At 64.9% G+C, this 18,414-nt stretch carries 22 protein-coding genes; 19 read left to right on the top strand and 3 right to left on the bottom strand.

Annotation, left to right across the window (positions count from 1 at the left end):
- Positions 1–111 precede the first annotated feature (111 nt).
- Positions 112–672 (bottom strand): PilZ domain-containing protein, encoded by a 561-nt coding sequence (locus ACEQZ0_RS01920; protein WP_370187830.1) that lies wholly within the window; start codon positions 670–672, stop codon positions 112–114.
- Between the two features lie 186 nt (positions 673–858).
- A complete protein-coding gene (locus ACEQZ0_RS01915) occupies positions 859–1,683 on the bottom strand; it encodes a flagellin (protein ID WP_370187828.1) in 825 nt (274 codons plus the stop codon).
- Between the two features lie 309 nt (positions 1,684–1,992).
- Here ACEQZ0_RS01915 and ACEQZ0_RS01910 point away from each other — a divergent pair, with 309 nt between their 5' ends.
- The 19 genes from ACEQZ0_RS01910 to ACEQZ0_RS01820 all read left to right on the top strand — a co-directional run bounded on the left by ACEQZ0_RS01910 (position 1,993) and on the right by ACEQZ0_RS01820 (position 17,805).
- Entirely contained in the window at positions 1,993–3,159 is a 1,167-nt protein-coding gene (locus ACEQZ0_RS01910) for a sigma-54 interaction domain-containing protein (RefSeq protein WP_370220889.1), read from the top strand.
- Positions 3,156–3,518 carry a flagellar hook-basal body complex protein FliE gene (gene fliE / locus ACEQZ0_RS01905; RefSeq protein WP_370187824.1) on the top strand — a complete coding sequence of 121 codons (363 nt, stop codon included), beginning with the start codon at positions 3,156–3,158 and terminating at the stop codon, positions 3,516–3,518. The genes ACEQZ0_RS01910 and fliE overlap by 4 nt, the downstream gene beginning before the upstream one ends.
- Before the next feature lie 3 nt (positions 3,519–3,521).
- Positions 3,522–5,144, top strand: a complete 1,623-nt coding sequence (gene fliF, locus ACEQZ0_RS01900) for a flagellar basal-body MS-ring/collar protein FliF (RefSeq protein WP_370187822.1) — start codon at positions 3,522–3,524, stop codon at positions 5,142–5,144.
- Positions 5,141–6,160 (top strand): flagellar motor switch protein FliG, encoded by a 1,020-nt coding sequence (gene fliG, locus ACEQZ0_RS01895; protein ID WP_370187820.1) that lies wholly within the window; start codon positions 5,141–5,143, stop codon positions 6,158–6,160. The genes fliF and fliG overlap by 4 nt, the downstream gene beginning before the upstream one ends.
- Positions 6,153–6,734 carry a FliH/SctL family protein gene (locus tag ACEQZ0_RS01890; protein ID WP_370187818.1) on the top strand — a complete coding sequence of 194 codons (582 nt, stop codon included), beginning with the start codon at positions 6,153–6,155 and terminating at the stop codon, positions 6,732–6,734. The genes fliG and ACEQZ0_RS01890 overlap by 8 nt, the downstream gene beginning before the upstream one ends.
- A complete protein-coding gene (locus ACEQZ0_RS01885) occupies positions 6,722–8,053 on the top strand; it encodes a FliI/YscN family ATPase (RefSeq protein WP_370187815.1) in 1,332 nt (443 codons plus the stop codon). The genes ACEQZ0_RS01890 and ACEQZ0_RS01885 overlap by 13 nt, the downstream gene beginning before the upstream one ends.
- On the top strand, positions 8,043–8,429 hold the full coding sequence (locus ACEQZ0_RS01880; RefSeq protein ID WP_370187813.1) for a hypothetical protein: 387 nt from the start codon (positions 8,043–8,045) through the stop codon (positions 8,427–8,429). Before ACEQZ0_RS01885 ends, ACEQZ0_RS01880 begins: the two co-directional genes overlap by 11 nt.
- 61 nt (positions 8,430–8,490) lie before the next feature.
- Entirely contained in the window at positions 8,491–10,032 is a 1,542-nt protein-coding gene (locus tag ACEQZ0_RS01875; protein ID WP_370187811.1) for a hypothetical protein, read from the top strand.
- A 32-nt stretch (positions 10,033–10,064) separates the two neighbouring features.
- Positions 10,065–10,652, top strand: a complete 588-nt coding sequence (gene fliL, locus ACEQZ0_RS01870) for a flagellar basal body-associated protein FliL (protein WP_370187809.1) — start codon at positions 10,065–10,067, stop codon at positions 10,650–10,652.
- Positions 10,649–11,545 (top strand): FliM/FliN family flagellar motor C-terminal domain-containing protein, encoded by an 897-nt coding sequence (locus ACEQZ0_RS01865; protein WP_370187807.1) that lies wholly within the window; start codon positions 10,649–10,651, stop codon positions 11,543–11,545. Before fliL ends, ACEQZ0_RS01865 begins: the two co-directional genes overlap by 4 nt.
- A gap of 5 nt (positions 11,546–11,550) precedes the next feature.
- Entirely contained in the window at positions 11,551–11,880 is a 330-nt protein-coding gene (gene fliN / locus ACEQZ0_RS01860; RefSeq protein WP_370187805.1) for a flagellar motor switch protein FliN, read from the top strand.
- Positions 11,880–12,161 (top strand): flagellar biosynthetic protein FliO, encoded by a 282-nt coding sequence (locus ACEQZ0_RS01855; protein WP_370187803.1) that lies wholly within the window; start codon positions 11,880–11,882, stop codon positions 12,159–12,161. Before fliN ends, ACEQZ0_RS01855 begins: the two co-directional genes overlap by 1 nt.
- Positions 12,162–12,187: 26 nt before the next feature.
- Positions 12,188–12,925, top strand: coding sequence for a flagellar type III secretion system pore protein FliP (gene fliP / locus ACEQZ0_RS01850; RefSeq protein WP_370187864.1), 738 nt, complete (start codon positions 12,188–12,190; stop codon positions 12,923–12,925).
- Between the two features lie 4 nt (positions 12,926–12,929).
- Positions 12,930–13,202, top strand: coding sequence for a flagellar biosynthetic protein FliQ (locus tag ACEQZ0_RS01845; protein ID WP_221600933.1), 273 nt, complete (start codon positions 12,930–12,932; stop codon positions 13,200–13,202).
- A 10-nt stretch (positions 13,203–13,212) separates the two neighbouring features.
- Complete coding sequence (gene fliR, locus ACEQZ0_RS01840; protein WP_370187801.1) at positions 13,213–13,998, top strand: flagellar biosynthetic protein FliR; 786 nt, start codon at positions 13,213–13,215, stop codon at positions 13,996–13,998.
- Positions 13,995–15,158, top strand: coding sequence for a flagellar biosynthesis protein FlhB (locus ACEQZ0_RS01835; protein ID WP_370187799.1), 1,164 nt, complete (start codon positions 13,995–13,997; stop codon positions 15,156–15,158). The genes fliR and ACEQZ0_RS01835 overlap by 4 nt, the downstream gene beginning before the upstream one ends.
- A complete protein-coding gene (fliD, locus tag ACEQZ0_RS01830) occupies positions 15,155–16,573 on the top strand; it encodes a flagellar filament capping protein FliD (protein WP_370187797.1) in 1,419 nt (472 codons plus the stop codon). Before ACEQZ0_RS01835 ends, fliD begins: the two co-directional genes overlap by 4 nt.
- Position 16,574: 1 nt before the next feature.
- Positions 16,575–16,967, top strand: coding sequence for a flagellar protein FliS (locus ACEQZ0_RS01825; RefSeq protein WP_370187796.1), 393 nt, complete (start codon positions 16,575–16,577; stop codon positions 16,965–16,967).
- Between the two features lie 175 nt (positions 16,968–17,142).
- Entirely contained in the window at positions 17,143–17,805 is a 663-nt protein-coding gene (locus ACEQZ0_RS01820; protein WP_370187794.1) for a response regulator transcription factor, read from the top strand.
- A 72-nt stretch (positions 17,806–17,877) separates the two neighbouring features.
- Here ACEQZ0_RS01820 and ACEQZ0_RS01815 read toward each other — a convergent pair whose 3' ends face one another.
- Positions 17,878–18,282 (bottom strand): hypothetical protein, encoded by a 405-nt coding sequence (locus ACEQZ0_RS01815; protein ID WP_370187792.1) that lies wholly within the window; start codon positions 18,280–18,282, stop codon positions 17,878–17,880.
- Positions 18,283–18,414: the final 132 nt, after the last annotated feature.

The following is an 18,414-nucleotide window of genomic DNA, read 5'->3' as shown; positions in this document are numbered from 1 at the left end:
ACCACACAGCAAGAAGCCGCCCCCAAAGGGCGGCTTCTCGCGTTCGGCGCCCCATCGCACCCGCTACGATCGTCGCCCAACCAACCGCGCGCCCCCTCCACCAGCAATCCCTCAGGACAACTGGCCCGCGAGCTTCCGCAAGGTTTGTGCGGCAATATCCAGCGTCTGCAGCTTGGTCATGAAACGCGCGACGACCGCCGGATCGTCGGCCAGTTCGTCCGAAAGCGCTTCCATGGCGGCGGCGGTATGGAGGATATCCTCGCGGCTCAATTCGGTCGAGAAGAGCGGGGCCGCAACCCTGGCTACCGGAGCCGCGACCAGTTCGGCCTTGGCCATCTTGACTGCTACATCGACTTCGGACTGGGTGCGTCTGCCCGACGGTAGCCACAAACCGACGTCGGCGGGGCGGTGAAAGCGGATGCCAGCCTTGCCGTCGCCCTTCCAGACGACCGTCGCGTCGAGCGAGATATCGCCGCGGTGGAGGAGGCAAGATGTGCCCGGGGCGGGGAGGTGCGAGGCTTCGACCAGCGCGCCCCCGCTCGACATGTTGCGTACCTTCGCCGTTTCGCGCGAGGTGTTGGTCACCAGCGCGGCCATGACGAACATATTGGTTCGCGGCTCCGTGCGGGCGCAATCGGGGAAGGCTTCGGGTGTATCGTACGCTGTGAACATGTCGAAATCCAGAATTCTGCTTGCCCCATTTTCGGCAAGATTGCCTGTTTGCCGCACTAGGTAGATTTACGAGATGCGGCTTGCGCCACGCGGGTACGGATCCAGCCGACGTATAAGCCCGAACGAGTGAGGCCCGCCGCTCTTGCGAGCGACGGGCCATCTTCTCGTTGCCAGGCTTGTGGAGGCTTAGCGGAGCAGCGAGAGGACGTTCTGCTGGCTCTGGTTGGCCTGTGCGAGCATCGCACCCGAGGCCTGGCTCAGGATCTGCGACTTGGCGAGCGCGGTCGTTTCGGCCGAGTAGTCGGTGTCTTCGATGCGCGAGCGGGCGTCGGTCAGGTTGGTGATGTTGTTGCTGAGGTTGTTGACCGCCGATTCCAGCTGGTTCTGCGAAGCACCCAGGTTGGCGCGGGTCGTCGAGATCGTCTTGATCGCGTCGTCGAACTTCGCGATGTCGGCGTTCGAGAAGCCAACCGCGGTCACGTCGACGGCAGCAGCGGCCGTAATGGTCGCATCGGCGGTGAGGTCGGTCGACAGGTCGAGAGCGACGGTATCCGAAGCATTCGCACCCGCCTGGACGGTGACCGAACCGGCGGCGCCCGTGAAGAGCTTCTGGCCGTTGAATTCCGAGTTCGTCAGGACGTTGCTGATCTGGGTGTTCAGCGCGTCCATTTCGGCCTGCAGATTGGCCTTGTCGTCCGCCGAGTAGGTGCCGTTCGAAGCCTGGACGGTCAGTTCACGCTGGCGCTGCAGCATGTTGGTGACTTCGTTGAGCGCGCCTTCTGCGGTCTGCGCCATCGAAATGCCGTCGTTGGCGTTGCGGATGCCCTGGCTCATACCACGCACCTGCGAGGTCATCGAGGTGGCGATGGCGAGGCCGGCGGCGTCGTCCTTGGCGGAGTTGATACGCTTGCCGGTCGACAGGCGTTCCATGGCGGTGCCCAGTGCCTTGCCGGCTGCGTTCGAAGCGTTCGACGCCTTGAGTGCGCCGATATTGGTGTTGATGACGTTCATGGCTCAGTTCCCTTTGGTCTACGATCACTGCCCCCCGGTCAGGATGCGGCAGCCGAGAACCAGACCGGCAAGAATGTTCGGGGATTAAGTGCACCGGCCGAAAGTTCGCTGCGGCCGGGTTAACCACCCTCGTAAATCTACCAGCCCTAAAATTATCCAATCTTTGGACGTGGGGGTGCCATTTCCCGGTTCGTCGATAAGACTTGCCATGTGGGGGCACAAATGGACGAGATTACAAAGACTGCGAATTTTTCGCGCGCTCATGGGACCATCGAGGCCCGGATGGCGGGAATCGCGTCGTCTCTGTTTATGGAACGGCCGGTCACGCTGGCCGATGAGAGCGACCTTGCGGCGAACCGCGATGCGCGTACCATCACTCTCGCGCGTGGCACCGAGCCGACGATCATGCCGAGCGGCACTGGTGGAACGCTGACCTATAGCGACCCCATTGCCGAAAGCAGCATCGCCGCGCTGGTCGCGCTGACCTACGCCGGTCAGGGCCCCGTTGCAGCCGATCCCGCTTCGCTGTCGATCATCGCGCTGGCCGACCGTCTCGCGCGGACCGACATCCCCGTGCTGATCAACGGCCCGACCGGGACCGGCAAGGAAGTCCTCTCCAATTTCATCCACCGCCGCAGCGAGCGCGCGGACAAGCCTTTCATCGCGGTCAATTGCGCCGCGATTCCCGAAACCATGCTCGAGGCCATGCTGTTCGGTCATGAGAAGGGCTCGTTCACCGGCGCCAATGCGGCGGGCGAAGGTTTCTTCCGCGCCGCCGACGGCGGCACTCTGCTGCTCGACGAAATCGCCGAAATGCCGCTTTCGCTTCAGGCGAAGCTGCTGCGCGCGCTGCAGGAAGGCGAAGTCGTTCCCATCGGGGCGACCCGTCCGGTCAAGGTCGACGTGCGGATCATCGCCTGCGCCAACCGCGACCTGCCGCATGAAGTGGCCGAAGGCCGTTTCCGCGCCGACCTTTATTACCGCCTCAACGTCTTCCCGATCGAAATGCTGGCGCTGCGCGAACGCCGTGCGGATATCGCTCCGCTCGCGTTCACCATGCTGCTCCGCCACGCTGCCAAGGGCGACCGTGTACCCTGGATCAGCGATGCGGCCATGGCTGCGCTGGTCGACTACGCCTGGCCCGGCAACGTCCGCGAGCTCGAAAACGTCATGCGCCGTGCGCTGCTGCTCTCGCAGGGCAAGAGCGTGATCGATGCCGAACACATCATCTTCGACATGACCGCTCGCGCGGTCGAGAAACCGGTGGCGGCCGAACTGCCGACCGAAACCAAGGGGCCTGCAAAACTGTCGAAGATCGTCCAGATCTCCGAAGCGAGGGCGATCATGGAAGCACTCGATGCCGTCGGCGGTCACCGTGCCAATGCGGCGCGCGCACTGGGCATCAGCGAGCGCACGCTGCGCTATCGCCTCGCGTCCTTCCGTGAAGCCGGTATTGCCGTGGGAGCAGGCCGATGAACCCGGTAGGCGGCGTTGGCGGCGGCGGTTCGATCGAACAGATCATCGCCCTGCGCCAGCAGATCATCGACCGCTCCAAGGTCCTCCAGGAGCTTCACCAACCCAAGCCGGCGGCGCCGACCGAGGCGACGACACCGGCGCCGAGTTTCGGCGATTCGCTGCGCACGGCGCTCGACAACGTCAATTCGGTCCAGGCTGAATCCGGCCGGATCACTGCCGCTTACGAACGCGGCGAGGAAACCGACATCGCCAAGGTGATGCTGGCCCGGCAGGAAGCCGGGGTCGCCTTCGAAGCCACTCTCCAGGTCCGCAACAAGCTGCTTGCTGCGTATCAGGAAACCATGCGGATGGGGATCTAATCCATGAACGGTCTTGTTCCTGCCGATAGCGCCCCGCAGGGGATGCTGGCCCCGCTCACGAGCGGGTCGGGTACGTTCGGCCAGCGGCTGAGCGCCTTTGCCGCGCAACCGCCGGTGCGGAAGGTCCTGCCCTTGTTCGCCGGCACGGCCGGTCTAGGCTTGCTCGCCCTGACTTGGGCAACGCTTTCTCCGGCGCCACAGCGTACGCTCTATTCCTCGCTCGGAGATGCCGAGCGCGCGAACGTTGCCGCAACGCTCGACCAGGCGGGCATCGACTACACGATCAACAACAACACCGGTGCCCTGACCGTAGGCGAGGACGATGTCTATCGTGCGCGCATGCTGGTGGCGTCCGACGGGTCGCTCGCGGCTCCCGAAAGCGGGACCGACTTGATCGAGAACCTTCCGATGGGGGCCAGCCGGACGCTCGAGGGCGACCGCCTGCGCGCCGCGCAGGAACGCGAGCTGACGCTGACGATCATGGAGATCGACGGCGTCGAGGCCGTGCGTGTCCATATTGCCAAGGCCGAACGCTCGGTATTCGTGCGTGAGGATATTGCTCCCTCGGCATCGATCATGGTGCGCATGGCGCGCGGCCGCCAGTTGAGCGATGGTCAGGTCATGGCGATCGCCAATCTCGTTGCCGGTTCGGTGCCGGGGCTGGGGATCGACGCGGTCAAGGTCGTCGACCAGCACGGCAAGCTGCTGACGCAGGAACGCGATCCCAAGAGCGGCCTGATCGATCTGCAGGCGCAGATGGAAGCCAAGCTCAACGCGCAGGTCGACCATCTTCTGGCGCCGATGTTCGGCCCCGGCGCCTTTACCGCACAGGTTCAGGTCGAGCTCGACATGAATGAGGTCACCTCGGCGCGGGAAAGTTACGACAAGGACGGGACCGTCCGCCGCGAAACGACGCAACAGTCGCAGAGCGGGGCCGCCCCGGTTGGCGGTATCCCGGGTGTTCTGGCGAATACGCCGCCAGCCGATCCCGAGGCTCGCCCAGGCGCACCGCAGGATACTCCCGAACAGGCAGCCAACGGCGGAGTTGGCGAAAGCAGTGCCACGCGGGTCTATGAATTGGGCCGTGAGGTCTCGGTCTCCAACCTATCGCCGGGATCGATCAAATATCTCTCGGTCGCGGTGGCGATCGATCAGGCAGCACTGGCCAAGGCCAGCGCGGCGGACATCGCCAAGGTGAAGGAACTGGTCTCGGCCGCCGTCGGCGCACGCGCCGATCGCGGCGACCAGGTGACTGTGGTCATGCGCGCATTCGAAAAGGTCGAGGCCGAAGGCATCCCCTTCTACGAGACCAGCTGGTTCGGCATGGCGGTTCGCAACGGCGTGGCGATCCTCGCCGTGCTGCTGGTGCTGCTGCTCGCGGTGCGGCCGGCGGTCAATGCTCTGCGCAACGGATTGAAGGGCGGCAATCGGGCGGATTCGCAAGGCGACGGTTCGACACCTGCGCTCGGTGGCCCGTCCCAAGGCGGCGTTGCACCCTATGACCGCGAAGCGCTCGACGGCCAGATCGAACTGGCTCAGCGCATCGCCCGCGAAAATCCCGACGATGCGGTGCTGGCGCTCCGTCGCCTGCTGGCCGAGGACGCGCATCAGGGAGCATCGGCATGACCGCGCCCGCTCCCAAGCTGCTCGGCGGCACCGACAAGGCGGCCATCATGGTCATGCTGCTGGCCGAAGAGGACGCTTCGCGCATCCTCGGCCAGCTGACACCCGATGAGTTGCGCCAGCTCGCGGGAACCATGTGCAGTATCGGCGATGTTCAGCCGCAGGCGATCGCCGATGCCATTTCGGGCTTTTCGCGTTCGACCGAACAGAACGGGCTTTCGGGTCACGGACGGGTCGACAGCGTTCGAAAGATCCTCAACGGGGCAGTGGGCGAGGTGAAGACCGAGAACCTCATGCGCCAGGTGGCGCCCGAGCACGAAGAGGCCAGCCTGCCCGCGCTGGGGCTGCTGCGGTGGCTCGATCCCAAGATCATCGGCGAAATCCTCGCCGACGAACATCCACAGGCGATCGCCGTGCTGCTGTTGCAGCTCGATAGCGATGTCGCTGCCGCCGCGCTCGCGGCGCTGCCCGAAGAATTGCACACGCCGGTTCTTCACCGGGTCGCCCGCCTGGGTCCCGTTTCGCGGCAGGCGATCGAAATCCTCGAGCAGACGCTCAATGCGAAGATCGAGAAGCTGCACGGCACGATCCCCCTTACCATGGGCGGGATCAAGCATGCGGCGGACATTATCAATCGCTCGCATCGCAGCCTCGAGAAACGGGTGATGCCGACGATCAACAAGATCGACAAGAAGCTCGCCAAGGAACTCGAAAACGAGATGTTCAAGTTCGAGCATCTCTTCGCGCTGGATACCAAGATGACCGGCGTGCTGCTCCGCGAGATCGAGAGCGACACGCTCATCCTGGCGCTCAAGGGCCTCGAGGAAGAAGAGCGCGAACAGTTCTATGGAGCCATGTCGTCGCGCGCCGCCGACGGCTTGCGGGACGAAATCGAGATGCGCGGCAGGGTCAAGAAGATCGATGTCGAAACCGCGCAGAAGGAAGTTGTGGCGATTGCCAAGCGCCTGATCGCGCAGGGCGATCTGATCATGGGCGAGGGTGACGAGGACTATGTCTAGGGTCGCCTATTCAGCCTTGGGCAAGCGCGGGAATTTCTCGCGCAGCAGCCGCTTCACCCAGTCCGAACCCCGCTCCGCGCCGCCGCCGCCGGACGTCGAGGATGCGGCCGAAAAGGCCTATAGCGCAGGCTATGAGGATGGTCAGATCTCCGCGCGCGCGGATTTCGAAGCCCAGCTCAAGTCGGAACGCGACGGCCGCTCGGCGATCGAGCTGGCCTTCGCGCGTTTCGATGCCGAAAGCGAACGCTCGCTGCGCGACGGGCTGCTCGCCACGGTGCATGCGCTGTGCGAAGAGGCGGTGCTGCCTCTAGCGCTCGACGCCGAAGGCTTGGCCCGGCGCATTGATGCGGCTGCCGCGATGCTCAAGCGCAAGCACGACCGGCGCGTCATCCACATCCATCCCGATGATCTGGACCTGGTGCGCGAGAGCATCTCCAGCGATCTCGAGCTGGTGCCCGACGCCAGTGTCGAACGGGGCGGGTTGCGCGTCGAAACCGAAGATGGCGGGGTCGAGGACGGCCCGCAGCAATGGCGCCGTGCTCTGGCGGAAATCTTCGACACATGCAGGCCCTGATCGACAAGACGCTCGCCGGGGTCGCGTCGGCCTCGCTCGATCTGGCACCGCGCCGCTTCGGGCGGGTGGTCGCCTGCGATGGCGGGTTGATCGAGGTGTCCGGCCTCGGCGTGCCGATCGGCACGATTTGCGGCATCGCCCAAGGCGCCTCGACCGAGCACCGAGCGGAAACCATCGGCTTTCGCAACGGCCATACGATGATGATGATGCTCGGCGACACGGTGCTGTTGCGGCCCGGCGCCATCGTCCGCCCCGAAGGGCGCCCAGGCATGCTGCATGTCGGCCCCGAATTCCTCGGCCGTGCGGTCGACGGTTCGGGCGAACCGATCGACGGTCGCGGCCCGATCGGCGCGACCACCAGCTGGCCTGCCGGCGGCTACCGCGTCGGCGCGCTCGATCGCTCGCGGGTTACGCGGATATTCGACAGCGGAATCCGCTCGCTCAACGCGCTCACCACCTTCGGTGTCGGGCAGCGTATCGGCATCATGGCCGGTTCGGGTGTCGGCAAGTCGGTACTGATGGACATGATCGTCGACGGCGCGCAGGCCGATGCCATTGTCGTTGGCCTGATCGGTGAACGGGCGCGCGAAGTTTCCGATTTCGTCACCCGCCACATGGCGGGCGAGCGCGCGGCCAACACCGCGATCGTCGCCGTTCCCGCCGATCACGCGGCCAACCTGCGGCTGCGCGGCGCAATGCTGGCGACCTCGATCGCCGAACACTTGCGTTCGCAGGGCAAACGCGTCCTGCTGATTCTCGACAGTCTCACGCGCGTGGCCCACGCTGCGCGCGAAATCGGTATTCTTCTGGGAGAGCCCGGCGCGGCCCGGGGGTATCCGCCGTCGGCCCTGGCGACGATCACCAAGCTGATCGAGCGAGCCGGCAATTCCCAGGAATCGGGTGGCGCCATCACCGGGATCTATACCGTGCTTGCCGATGGCGACGACCAGAACGATCCAGTGGTCGACAGCGCCCGCGCAATCCTCGACGGTCATATCGTCCTGTCGCGCGAGATCGCCCAGCGCGGGCAATATCCGGCGGTCGACGTCGGTGCCTCGCTAAGCCGCGTCATGAACGATATCGTACCCCCCGAATGCGCCGCGACCGCGCGCCGGTTCCGGGCACTCAGCGCGACCTACGAGGCAAACCGAGACCTCGTCATGATGGGGGCCTACCGCCAGGGCGCCGATCCGCTGCTCGACGAAGCGATCGCTCTGCATCCTCGCATGTGCCAATTCCTGTCCCAGAGCGGGGACGAACGGATCGATGTCGCCACCGCCTTTGCCCAGATGACGGATCTCGTCGGCGATGGCGCCTGAACGCAAGAAACTCAAACGCGCGCAGCTGATCCAGCGGATCAGGACGGTCGAGCGGATGCAGTCGGCCGTCGCCGCCAGCGAGGCCGAAGCCAACCGGCTACGGCTTTCGGGAGTGGCCGAACGCACGCGCAGTCTTGCCGCGCATTATGCCCAGCGGGGGGATGACCTGGTCGGAGCCGACCTGCGCAGTGGCAAGGCCATGCAGGACCAATTGCAGAAGCTCTCCGAGCTGAGCGAAAAGCAGGCGCAAGAGGCGGAAATGCAGTCGCAAGCGCGGCGCGAAGATTTCGCCCAATCGGACCTGCGCCTGCGCAAGGCCGAGGAAGGCACGCGCGACTTGGTCCGCACGATCGTCGCCGGATTGGGGAAGGCGTGAGCCCGAAGGTGTTTTGGCACGCTTCTTGATAGTAAGTCCGTAAACCATAAACGGACTTGCCATGACCTTTTCACTCGCCATTTCGAAATCGCTGGACAGCCTCCTCCCCGTCGCCGGATTCGAGGGCGAGAACGGGCGGAAATCCGCGGCTTCGCAAGGCGGCGACGGGTTCGGCGAGCTCTTGAATAGGCTGGCATCGATTACACCGTCCGCGCTGGCGGAGGCCGATCCCGAGGAGACCGAATCGGTCGAGCGGCAAGGCGGCGACTTGCCGACCGGCAATTCCTTGCCGCTTGCCGACCCCGGCTTGCCGCTCTTGCTGCCGGAGATCGCGGCAGGCGAAGAGGCTGTTACTGTCGAAACCGGCACTATCCCGCATGCTGCACCTCCCATCGCCTCACCGCTGTTGGCGTTCGAAGCGCGCTCGGGGCTTGTCTCGGGGTCACCTGTTACCGCCGATGCCAAGCCGGTGAGAGATCTGCCCAAGGGAGCCGAAGGGCCGACCCTTTCCGAGGCCGCGGGCGATATTGCGGGCAAGGGTTTGGAGGTGCGCATTGCCGCAGCGAAAGAGCCCGCCGCGGCCAAGGCCTCGACGATGACCGCGGTTGCGGAAAGCGGAAAGGTCAGGTTGGACCTGCCCATGGCTGGGCCGGCGGCCGCGACACCGGGTACTTTGCAGGCCGAGGCACGCGGCATCGCCCAGTCCGGCATGCTCGCCGCACCAATCAATGCGCCGCGTCAGGCCCGCACGGCAATCGATCTGCGCAAGGAACTCCCCGCAATTCGCTCCGCATCCGCGCCAATGCCATCGCTTGTCGACGGTGAGCCGGCGGCTACGGGCAAGTTCGTGCCTGGAGAGGCAGATGTGTCCGGCAAGGCCGAGCGCCTGTCCGCTGCGCAGGCCGCGCCCACCCCGAGCGACGGCGAAGCGCACAACGGCAAGGAAGCTGCGCGGCTTGAACGGGGCGTCGAGACTGCGTCTGCCGGCGAGCGCAAGGCCAAGTTCACCGGCATCGGCAGCGATAATGCCGAGACTGTCCAGCGCATCGTCTCGCCGGTCGACGTGGCCAAGGGCTCGCTGCATGCCGCCGCGCGGATCGACGAGGGCGCGAGCGCCGCGTCCCCGGTTACGACAGTCGCACGACCGGTCGGCCAGGATCAGCATGCACAGGTCGAGCGGATCGTCGACCAGATCATGGCCGCGCGTCACGCCGATTTTTCCAAGGCCGCAACCATTGCCGTGACGCATAAGGAATTTGGCGCCATGACCGTCACTTTCGATACGGCGGGCGATGGCATGAATGTCCGCATCGCCGCCGAGGATGGCGAGGCCCACCGCGCGCTCGCGGCGGCCATGGCCAACGATCGCGGTCCCGTTCGTCAGCCCGACATGGCCACTGCGCCCGCAACGACTGCCCAAGCCGCGCAAGCGGGCACCGAGCGCGGGGTTGGATCGGGCCATCCCGGTTCCGGATCCGGTCACGGCCCGGCCGCCGGGGAGCAGCGCCAGCAGCACGGCGAACAGCGCGGTCGCGACCGTGCGCAGTCGGCCCCTTCATCGCAGCAGAGCAAGCCGTCTTCCGACGATGCTCTCTACGTCTAAGCGAATTTTCCGAATTCAGTCAGGATAGCAAAATGTCGAATGAAACTCCCACTCCGGAAACCCCGCCGAAGAAGAAAGGCGGCAAGCTCAAACTGCTGATTCTCGCGCTCGTTCTCCTCGGCGCGGGCGGTGGCGGGACTTATGCGGCCTTCGCCAGCGGCCTTCTGGGCGTCCATGGCCAGGAAAAGGAGGACAAGAATCCCAAGCTTGTCCGCAAGGGACAGGAAGATCCCTATCCGGTGGCCGGCAAGGAAGGCGACAAGGATGGCGGAGCGCCGGTACACGGCGCGGGTGGGGGCGAATATCGCACCGCCTACTACGACTTCTCCGAAGAGTTCACCTCGAACCTCGCCGACGGTCCCGCGCTGATCCAGGTCAGCCTTGCCGCATCGACGCATTACGACGGGCGTGTCCTGATGTGGCTCGACGAGCATGAGACCGCGCTGCGGTCGCGCATTCTCACCGAGCTTGCGGCGACGAGCGAAGCCGATCTCGCCAGCATTAAGGGCAAGGAAGAGCTGCAGAAGCGCCTGACCAAGGCGATCAACCAGACGCTCGAAGAACGCGAGGGCTTCGGCGGCGTCGACAACGTCTATTTCCGGTCGTTCATCGTCCAATGATCTCCTCGTCTCTCCCCGAACCCAACGGACGGGCAGCGCGTCACTGCGACGAACTGCTGAGCCGTGCCGCAACGCCGCCCGATCTCGACATCGAGTTCGCGCGCTTCGCCCGTGGCTTTGCCGAGCAGGCCCGGACCCAGCTGGCGGCGCTGTGCGACGATCGCGGTCTCCTGACCGAAATCGTCGAAACCGAACTGCTGCCCGTGAGCGAATGGTATGCCACGGTCGGCACGGCGAACCGTCACAGCTATTATTCTCTGGGTCAGGAGAGCCGCGGCATCCTCGTCTCGGTCCGGATCGGCGAGCTCGTCGCACAGTTCGAGCGCATCCTGGGGGGCACGGGCGAGGTCGACGAGGGCTGCACGGTCCTGCCTGCCTCGGCCAAGCGTTTTGCCCAGCAATTCGAGGATCGCATGGCCGAAGCGCTGCGCCGGACGAGCGATCGGCGCGAGATCGCGGCAAGCGCCAATGGCGAAGAGGTCGACCAGGTCGCACCCTTCGCCGCCGGCGACCGCGTATGGACCATCACGCTGGAAGTCAGCAGCATAAAGGCGGCCTGTTCGTGGACAGTCCGGCTTGCCGTCTGCCGCCCGATGATTGCCGAAATCGTCGGCACGCGGGCGGTCTCTCCCGCAACCGGTCGCACCATCGGCGCACGCGGTCTCGACGGGTCGGCGATCGCCGATGTCGATCTGCCGCTGCGCGCGGTCCTGGTCGACGTGCCGATGTCGATCGCACAGCTTGCCAGCCTGGCGCCGGGATCGGTGATCCCGGTTGCGGTGAACCGCAACGTCCCGTTGCTGACGGGCAACCTCACTCTTGCGCATGGCTGCGTCGGCGAACTCGACGACCGTGTGGCCCTCGAACTCACCCAGACTTTCCTTTCGGAGTAATACCAATGGCTTCGCATGCAGACGGCTTCGGCCTCATCCAGGACATCGACGTCCGCCTCACCGTTGAACTCGGCCGCAAATCGATGCGCCTGCGCGATGTGCTCGCACTCGGTGAATCGAGCGTCATCGAGCTCGACCGGTTGACCGACGAACCGCTCGACATGTTCGTCAACGGCAAGCTGATCGCGCGCGGCGAAGTGATTGCGCAGGGCAGCCGTTTCGCCATCCGCGTCCTCGAAATCGTCGGTGCGGGTTCGAGCACGAGCGATGCCTCGCTCGATCGCCGCGCGCCGCCGCTGACCGTTTCGCCGGCCGGTGCAGGTGAACTCGCCTGATGTTCTGGTACATCCTCAAGCTGCTGATCCTGCTGCCGCTGATCGGCGCAATGATCTGGGGCAGCCTCAAGCTGGCCAAGAAGATGCAGGGCCAGTTCGGGGCCCCGGCAGGTGGGAGCAAGGCTGTGCGGATCGTCGAGACGACCATGCTTTCACCGACGCTGCGGCTCGCCGTGATCGAGTTCCACGGCCGCGAAATCCTGGTCTCGACCTCGCGCAACGGCCTCACCCGGCTGGCCGAGGCGCCCGCGCGCCCGCAGGGCGAGGAGATCGTCCAGTGATCGCCCGTCTGGCCAAACTTGCAGGCATGTTGGCCGCGCTGACCTATCCCGCGCTCGCGAGTGCGCAGACCGGCGAAGCTGCCGTTTCGGGCGCGCTCGACCGCGCCTTCGGCCAGATGGCAGGCGCCGGGGGCGAACCGCTGAGCCTGTCGCTCCAGCTGCTGCTGGTGATGGGCCTGCTGACCATCCTGCCCGCGCTGCTGCTGATGATGACCAGCTTTACCCGCATCATCGTGGTGCTGGCGATCCTGCGCCAGGCGCTGGGGCTGCAGCAATCTCCGCCCAATCAGGTGCTGATCGGGATCAGCCTGTTCCTCTCGCTGTTCATCATGGCGCCGACGCTGGAAAAGGTGAACGAGACCGCCATCGCCCCCTATTCGGCGGGAACGATTGGGGCAGAGGTTGCGATCGAGCGCGCGGGGGACCAGTTCCACGGCTTCATGATCCGCCAGACGCGCGAATACGACCTCGAGATGTTCGCCGACATCGCCAAGGCGGGCAAATTCGCCAGCCCGCAGGACGTGCCGTTTTCGATCCTGCTACCCGCCTTCGTCACCAGCGAACTCAAGACCGCCTTCCAGATCGGTTTCATGCTGTTCCTGCCCTTCCTCGTGATCGACCTCGTCGTCTCCAGCGTGCTGATGAGCCTCGGCATGATGATGATGAGTCCGATGATCGTTTCGCTCCCCTTCAAGCTGCTATTGTTCGTCCTCGTCGACGGCTGGGCACTGCTGATGGGCTCGCTCGCCTCAAGTTTCGGATAGCCCCATGGACGAAAGCGTCATCCTCCTTTCCATGGCCGACCGCATGCTGTGGATCGCCGCGCTAGTTGCAGCCCCGATCCTCATCGCCAGTCTCGCCATCGGTCTCGTCATCGGCCTCGTCCAGGCGGCGACCTCTGTCAACGAACAGACGCTGACCTTCGTCCCCAAGCTGGCGGCAGTAGCCTTCGTGCTGGTGATCCTCGGCGCATCGATGATGGCGTTGGTGGTCGACTTCTCGCAGGATATCTTCGCCGAAATCGCGCGGATCGGCCACTGAGGAACGCGCGGTGAACGGGCTCGATCTCGGTTTCGGGGCGCTGGAGCAGGACATGTGGCGGGTCGTCTTCCTGATGACCCGGCTCGGTGCCGCGCTGCTTGCCGCACCCTTCTTCGGGGCGAGTTCGGTGCCGATGTCGGTGCGCGTCTCGATCACCGGCGCATTGGCGATCTTCGTCTCGATCTGGATGCCTGCGGTCGAGACTCCCGATGCCCTTCTCTCGCTCGACGGCCTGCTTGCCGTAGCCGGGGAGGTACTCGTCGGGCTCGCGCTCGGCTTCGTGCTGCAGCTGGCTTTCGCCGCGCCGACGGTGGCCGCCGAAGTCATCAGTGGCGGCATGGGCATGAGCATGGCGGTGTCGCACGATGCCATGGGCGGCGGGACGACGACTTCCTTCGGGCAGTATTTCGTGATCGTCCTCACGCTGATTTTCCTCGCGACCGGGGCGCATTTGCACTGGATCGCGCTGGTGGCCGAAAGCTATCGCGCCTTCCCGCCGGGCCAGACCTGGCTCGGCGCGGACCGGCTGGCGGAAATCGCGGGGTTCGGGAGCTTCATGTTCGAAACGGCCGTGCGGATTGCGCTGCCCGTGACGGTCATCCTGCTGCTGGTGCAGGTGCTTACCGGCATCCTCAGTCGCTCGGCACCATCGCTCAACCTGTTCGCGCTCGGCCTGCCCGCGGGTGTCCTCGCGGGCATGGCCGCGCTGATCATCTCCGCGCCGCTGATCTACGACCAGTTCGCGGGGGTCGTGGGTGAGGCGCTCGACCAGACCGAAAGGGTGCTGGCCCAATGAGCGAGGAAACCGCCGGCGAGAAGACATTCGCGCCAACCGAAAAGCGGTTGGCCGATGCCGCCAAGAAGGGCGACGTTCTGCGTTCGAAGGATGCGGGTACGGCGGCGGTCATGCTGTTCGGCGGGGCCTGGCTCGCCTTTGCCGGGCCCTGGTTGCTCGAAGGGCTCGCAAAGCTGACGCGCGAAGCCTTCCGTTTCGACACTCGCGACATCAACGATTTCGGAGTCGAGGATCTGCTGATGCAAGGGCTGCTCCTGGCAGTTCCTGCGATCCTCACGCTCGCCGTGCCGGTTATCATCGTTACGCTGATTACCCAACTCGGTTTTGGCCGCGGCCGCTGGGTCGCCGAAAATCTCAAAGCCAAGGGGAAGCGGATCAACCCGCTGTCGGGTCTTAAGCGCATGTTCGGGCCGCAGGGCCTGATCGAAATGGGCAAGGGCATTCTCAAGATCATCCTGCTCGGCGCGATTGCCGCGGCCTGGTGGTGGAACAGCATGGAAACGATCATCGGGCTGGGACGGGGCAATCTGTCGGCCCAGTTGTCCGCCGCATGGTATTCGATCATCTCGCTGGTCTTCGCGCTGAGCGCCGGCCTCGTGATTATCGCTTTCGTCGACTTGCCGATCCAGTGGCTGCGCCAGCAGAAGCGGCTTAAGATGAGCCACCAGGAAATGCGCGACGAAAACAAGGAGAGTGAAGGCTCGCCCGAAATGAAGGCCGCGCGGCGCCAGCGGCAGCGCGATATCGCCACCGGGTCGGTGGCCGGCGCCATGCGCGAGGCACAGTTCGTCGTCACCAACCCGACGCATTTCGCCGTAGCGATGACCTACGACCCGGCGAAGGCGTCGGCACCGATCGTCCTCGCCAAGGGCCGCGGCGACAAGGCCATGGCGATGAAGGAACTGGCGCGCGAAAACGACCTGCCGACGCTCGAGATGCCGCAGCTCGCGCGTTCGCTGTATTACACCACCCGCGAACGGCAGGTGATCTGCGAGGACCTGTACGGTGCCGTTGCGGCGGTGCTCGCCTACGTCTTCTCGCTCAAACGCGGCGAGACTCCGCCCATGCCAGCCATCGAGGTGCCCGCCGCCCTCCAGTTCGACGTCGATGGGCGACTGCCGGTTAATCCTGCGTCCGCCGGGCCGTTATCAGAGCGATGAGTATTTCGACATCCTCGATCGCCTCGACGCTCGGCATTGGCAGCGGCGTAGACATGACCGGCATTGCCGAGCAGCTCGCCGTGGCGCAGTTCGCCGGCCGCAACGAGCGGCTGACTGCCAAGTCCGAGACGCTCGAACGACGCATCTCGCTCGCCGGTTCGATCCGCAGCACCTTCTCGGCCTTTGCCAGCGCGCTGGGCGATCGCCTGCGCACGGGCGACCTCGCACCGTTGCCCTCGATCAGCAATCCGGCGGTTGCAACCGTAGCCTCGCCGCTGGGTTCGGTGGGCAAGGGCAGCTACACGCTTGAAGTGTCTAAGGTTGCGAGCAACCAGATACTTCGCGGTCCGACGTATGCGAGTGCCTCTGATACCGTCGGTGCCGGGACGCTCACCATCCGTTTCGGCGAAACCAGCAATGCCAGCTTCACCGAAGATACCAACCATACGCCGCTGAGCATCGATATCGCCAGCGGAGCGACGCTCAGCGACGTCGCCGCCGCCATCAATGGCAAGAATGCGGGGCTCAGCGCCTATGTCGCCCAGACCAGCAGCGGCGCTCAGCTGGTGGTGAAAGGGGCCGAAGGGCTCCAGAACGGTTTTACCATCGAGGCGGTCGAAGACGGGGCAGACCCGGGCCTTTCGGCGCTCGCCTGGCAGCCGGGGGGCGACCCCTCCCGCCTGATCAGGACTTCCGCCGACGCCGAATTCACGCTCGACGGGATCGCCCGGACGAGTGCCTCGAACAAGATCGACAATGTCGCTCCAGGCCTGTCGCTGACGCTGACCGCGACCAATGTCGGATCGCCCGCGACGATCACCTTCGCCAATCCATCGAGCGCGATCTCGAGCGTGATGCAGGACATCACCGGGGCGCTCAACGAAATCGTGGGCGAACTCCGCAGCGCCATCGATCCGATGACCGGCGATCTGGCGCGCGACAGCGGCGCCCGCGCGCTGAGCCGCAACCTCGCGGGTCTCGGCTCCAAGGTGATCATGCCCGATGCCCCCGCCGGCGCGCCCCGCACGCTGGCCGAGCTCGGCCTGGCTATCGAGCGCGACGGCAGTTTCCGTTTCGACGCCGCCAAGCTGACTGCGGCGATGGAGCGCGACCCTTCGGCGGTCGCTGCGATGTTCACCACCGGCTTGACCGGCGTCTACGCCACCATCGACAAAATGGCGCGGTCGAACAGTCTCTCGAGCGATCCGGGATCGCTGGCCGGATCGATCGCCCGCTACCAGTCGCAGTCGTTGCAGGTGACGCGCGATCTCGAGAAACTTGCCGATCAGCAGGAGACGCTGCGCGCCAATATGGTCGCCCGCTTCGCCAAGGCCGACAGCCAGGTCGCGGCATCCAAGTCGACCCTTTCCTTCCTCCAGTCCCAGATCGATATCTGGACCGCACAGAGGAACTAAAATGCTCGCCCGCGCCCGACCCGGCGAAGCCTACCGGGAAAGCAATTTCGATGTCCGTCTGAAGGCCAGCGGGCGCGACGATCTCGTGCTGATCTGTCTCGACGATCTCATCGAGAACCTCGGCGTACTCGAGATAACCGAATCGCGTGGCGACCGCACCGCGCGCAGCCGCACGCTCACACGCTGCGTCACCGCGTTGACCGCATTGGAGATGGGCATCGACCGCGAGGCCGAGCTGGCCTCGAGCCTGATGCAGTTCTACGGCGCGGCAAAGGGTCTGCTGCTGGATTCGATCCGCACCATCGACCTCGCGAAAATCACGCAATTGCGGGGGGATCTGCGCGAAATCGCCGAGGCGTTCCGCGCGGCGAAACTGGGCGCGCTGCCTGCCTGAGATGGCGTGCACAACGTTCTCCGAAACGGAGAACCGCAAGTTCGCTGGCAGGTACCGAATATAGTATAGAACTGATTGTCTCGACGAACTTCATTCGCTTGAATGAAGGGACCCGAGAGACTTGTTTCGGTGTCGAACTGCGCGCGCAGCCGACCTTGTGCGAGGCTTCCGGAGAATGTTGAAGATTTTCATTGTCGATGGTGACGATGCACGCCGCGGGCGGCTGTGCCGAATGCTCATCAACCATCAGCTGTATTGCGAACCGTACGACTCGATCGAGGAATTCGTCGGCACCATGCCGCCGCAGGGCCTTGTACTCTATTGCGACGAACACGGGGATGTGGCGCAATTGATCGAGCGGATCGAGCAGCGCTCGTGGTTGCCGGTCATCGCCTATGCCGCACGTGCCGATATGTCGCGTGCAGTCCGGGCCATGCAGGCGGGAGTTGCGTCGTACATGGCGTTTCCCTTCTCGGCGGAAGAGGTCCTGCACGAATATGGTCTTCTCGAAGCCGGTTTCGTCGCGCGGTTTGCCCATGGCGACCGGGTTCGGGCGGCGCGGCGGCTGCTCGATACGCTGAGCAAGCGCGAGCGCGAAATCCTCGGGTGCATGCTCGATCACGGGACCAGCAAGCAGATCGCCCGCTATCTCGGGATCAGCCCGCGGACCGTCGAAGCACATCGCGCCAACCTGATGGCGCGGCTCGATGTCAGGACCGCGACACAGGCCATTCGGCTGGCGATCGAGGGCGAAGCCTATGCTGGCCCTCCTGCCATTGCCGGAAAAGCGCATCATATGCCACGAGAACTGCTGCAAGTGGCGCCGGTGCTTCAGTAATCGAGAGGCGGCCCCGTACCCTGGCCGGACAGGCCGAGGACGTCCTGCTTACTTTGGCGGTGGCAAGGGTCTTCAGGAATCGCGCGGAGCGTTATCCTTCATGTGCGCGATAACGGCGATCAGCGCCGTGGCATAGGCACCCAGCAGGGCGATCGCAGGATCGGCCGCGAAGAAATTGCCTTCCTCGACCTCGTCGACGATCTTGACCAGACCCGAGGACGATCCGATGGCCGAGCGCGAGATGAGGATTCCGCACAGCGGACCGATGAGCTCGATCGCCGCCGTGATTTGGGCATCGACCTCGAGCAGGGCGGCGATCCGTGCGGGCTCGGCCCGCGGTGAAATCAGGGGCGCGATTTGCTCGGGGGCCTCGTCGAGGATCCGAGCCATTTTCGACACTGCAGCGGAGGCCGTCTCGAACCCCTCGACCGAGCATTCATCGACGAAGGACAGCAATCTGGCTTCCCATGGAGACATTCGGCATGCTCCCCTAGCGCACAGGCCCCGGATCGTGAGGCAGGGGCGCGAAGTTACACCTCGCGGCCCCTCTCTGCCATCCGGCCAAGCCCCACTATCACCCGTAAATATTGAAAGGTTCCTACCCGAGCA

Origin of the sequence: Qipengyuania sp. (assembly GCF_964227205.1) — a bacterium.
In the GTDB taxonomy this organism is placed as follows: Bacteria; Pseudomonadota; Alphaproteobacteria; order Sphingomonadales; family Sphingomonadaceae; genus Qipengyuania.
Note: the sequence above shows the minus strand (reverse complement) of the source record. Positions and strands in the feature narration are given on the sequence as shown.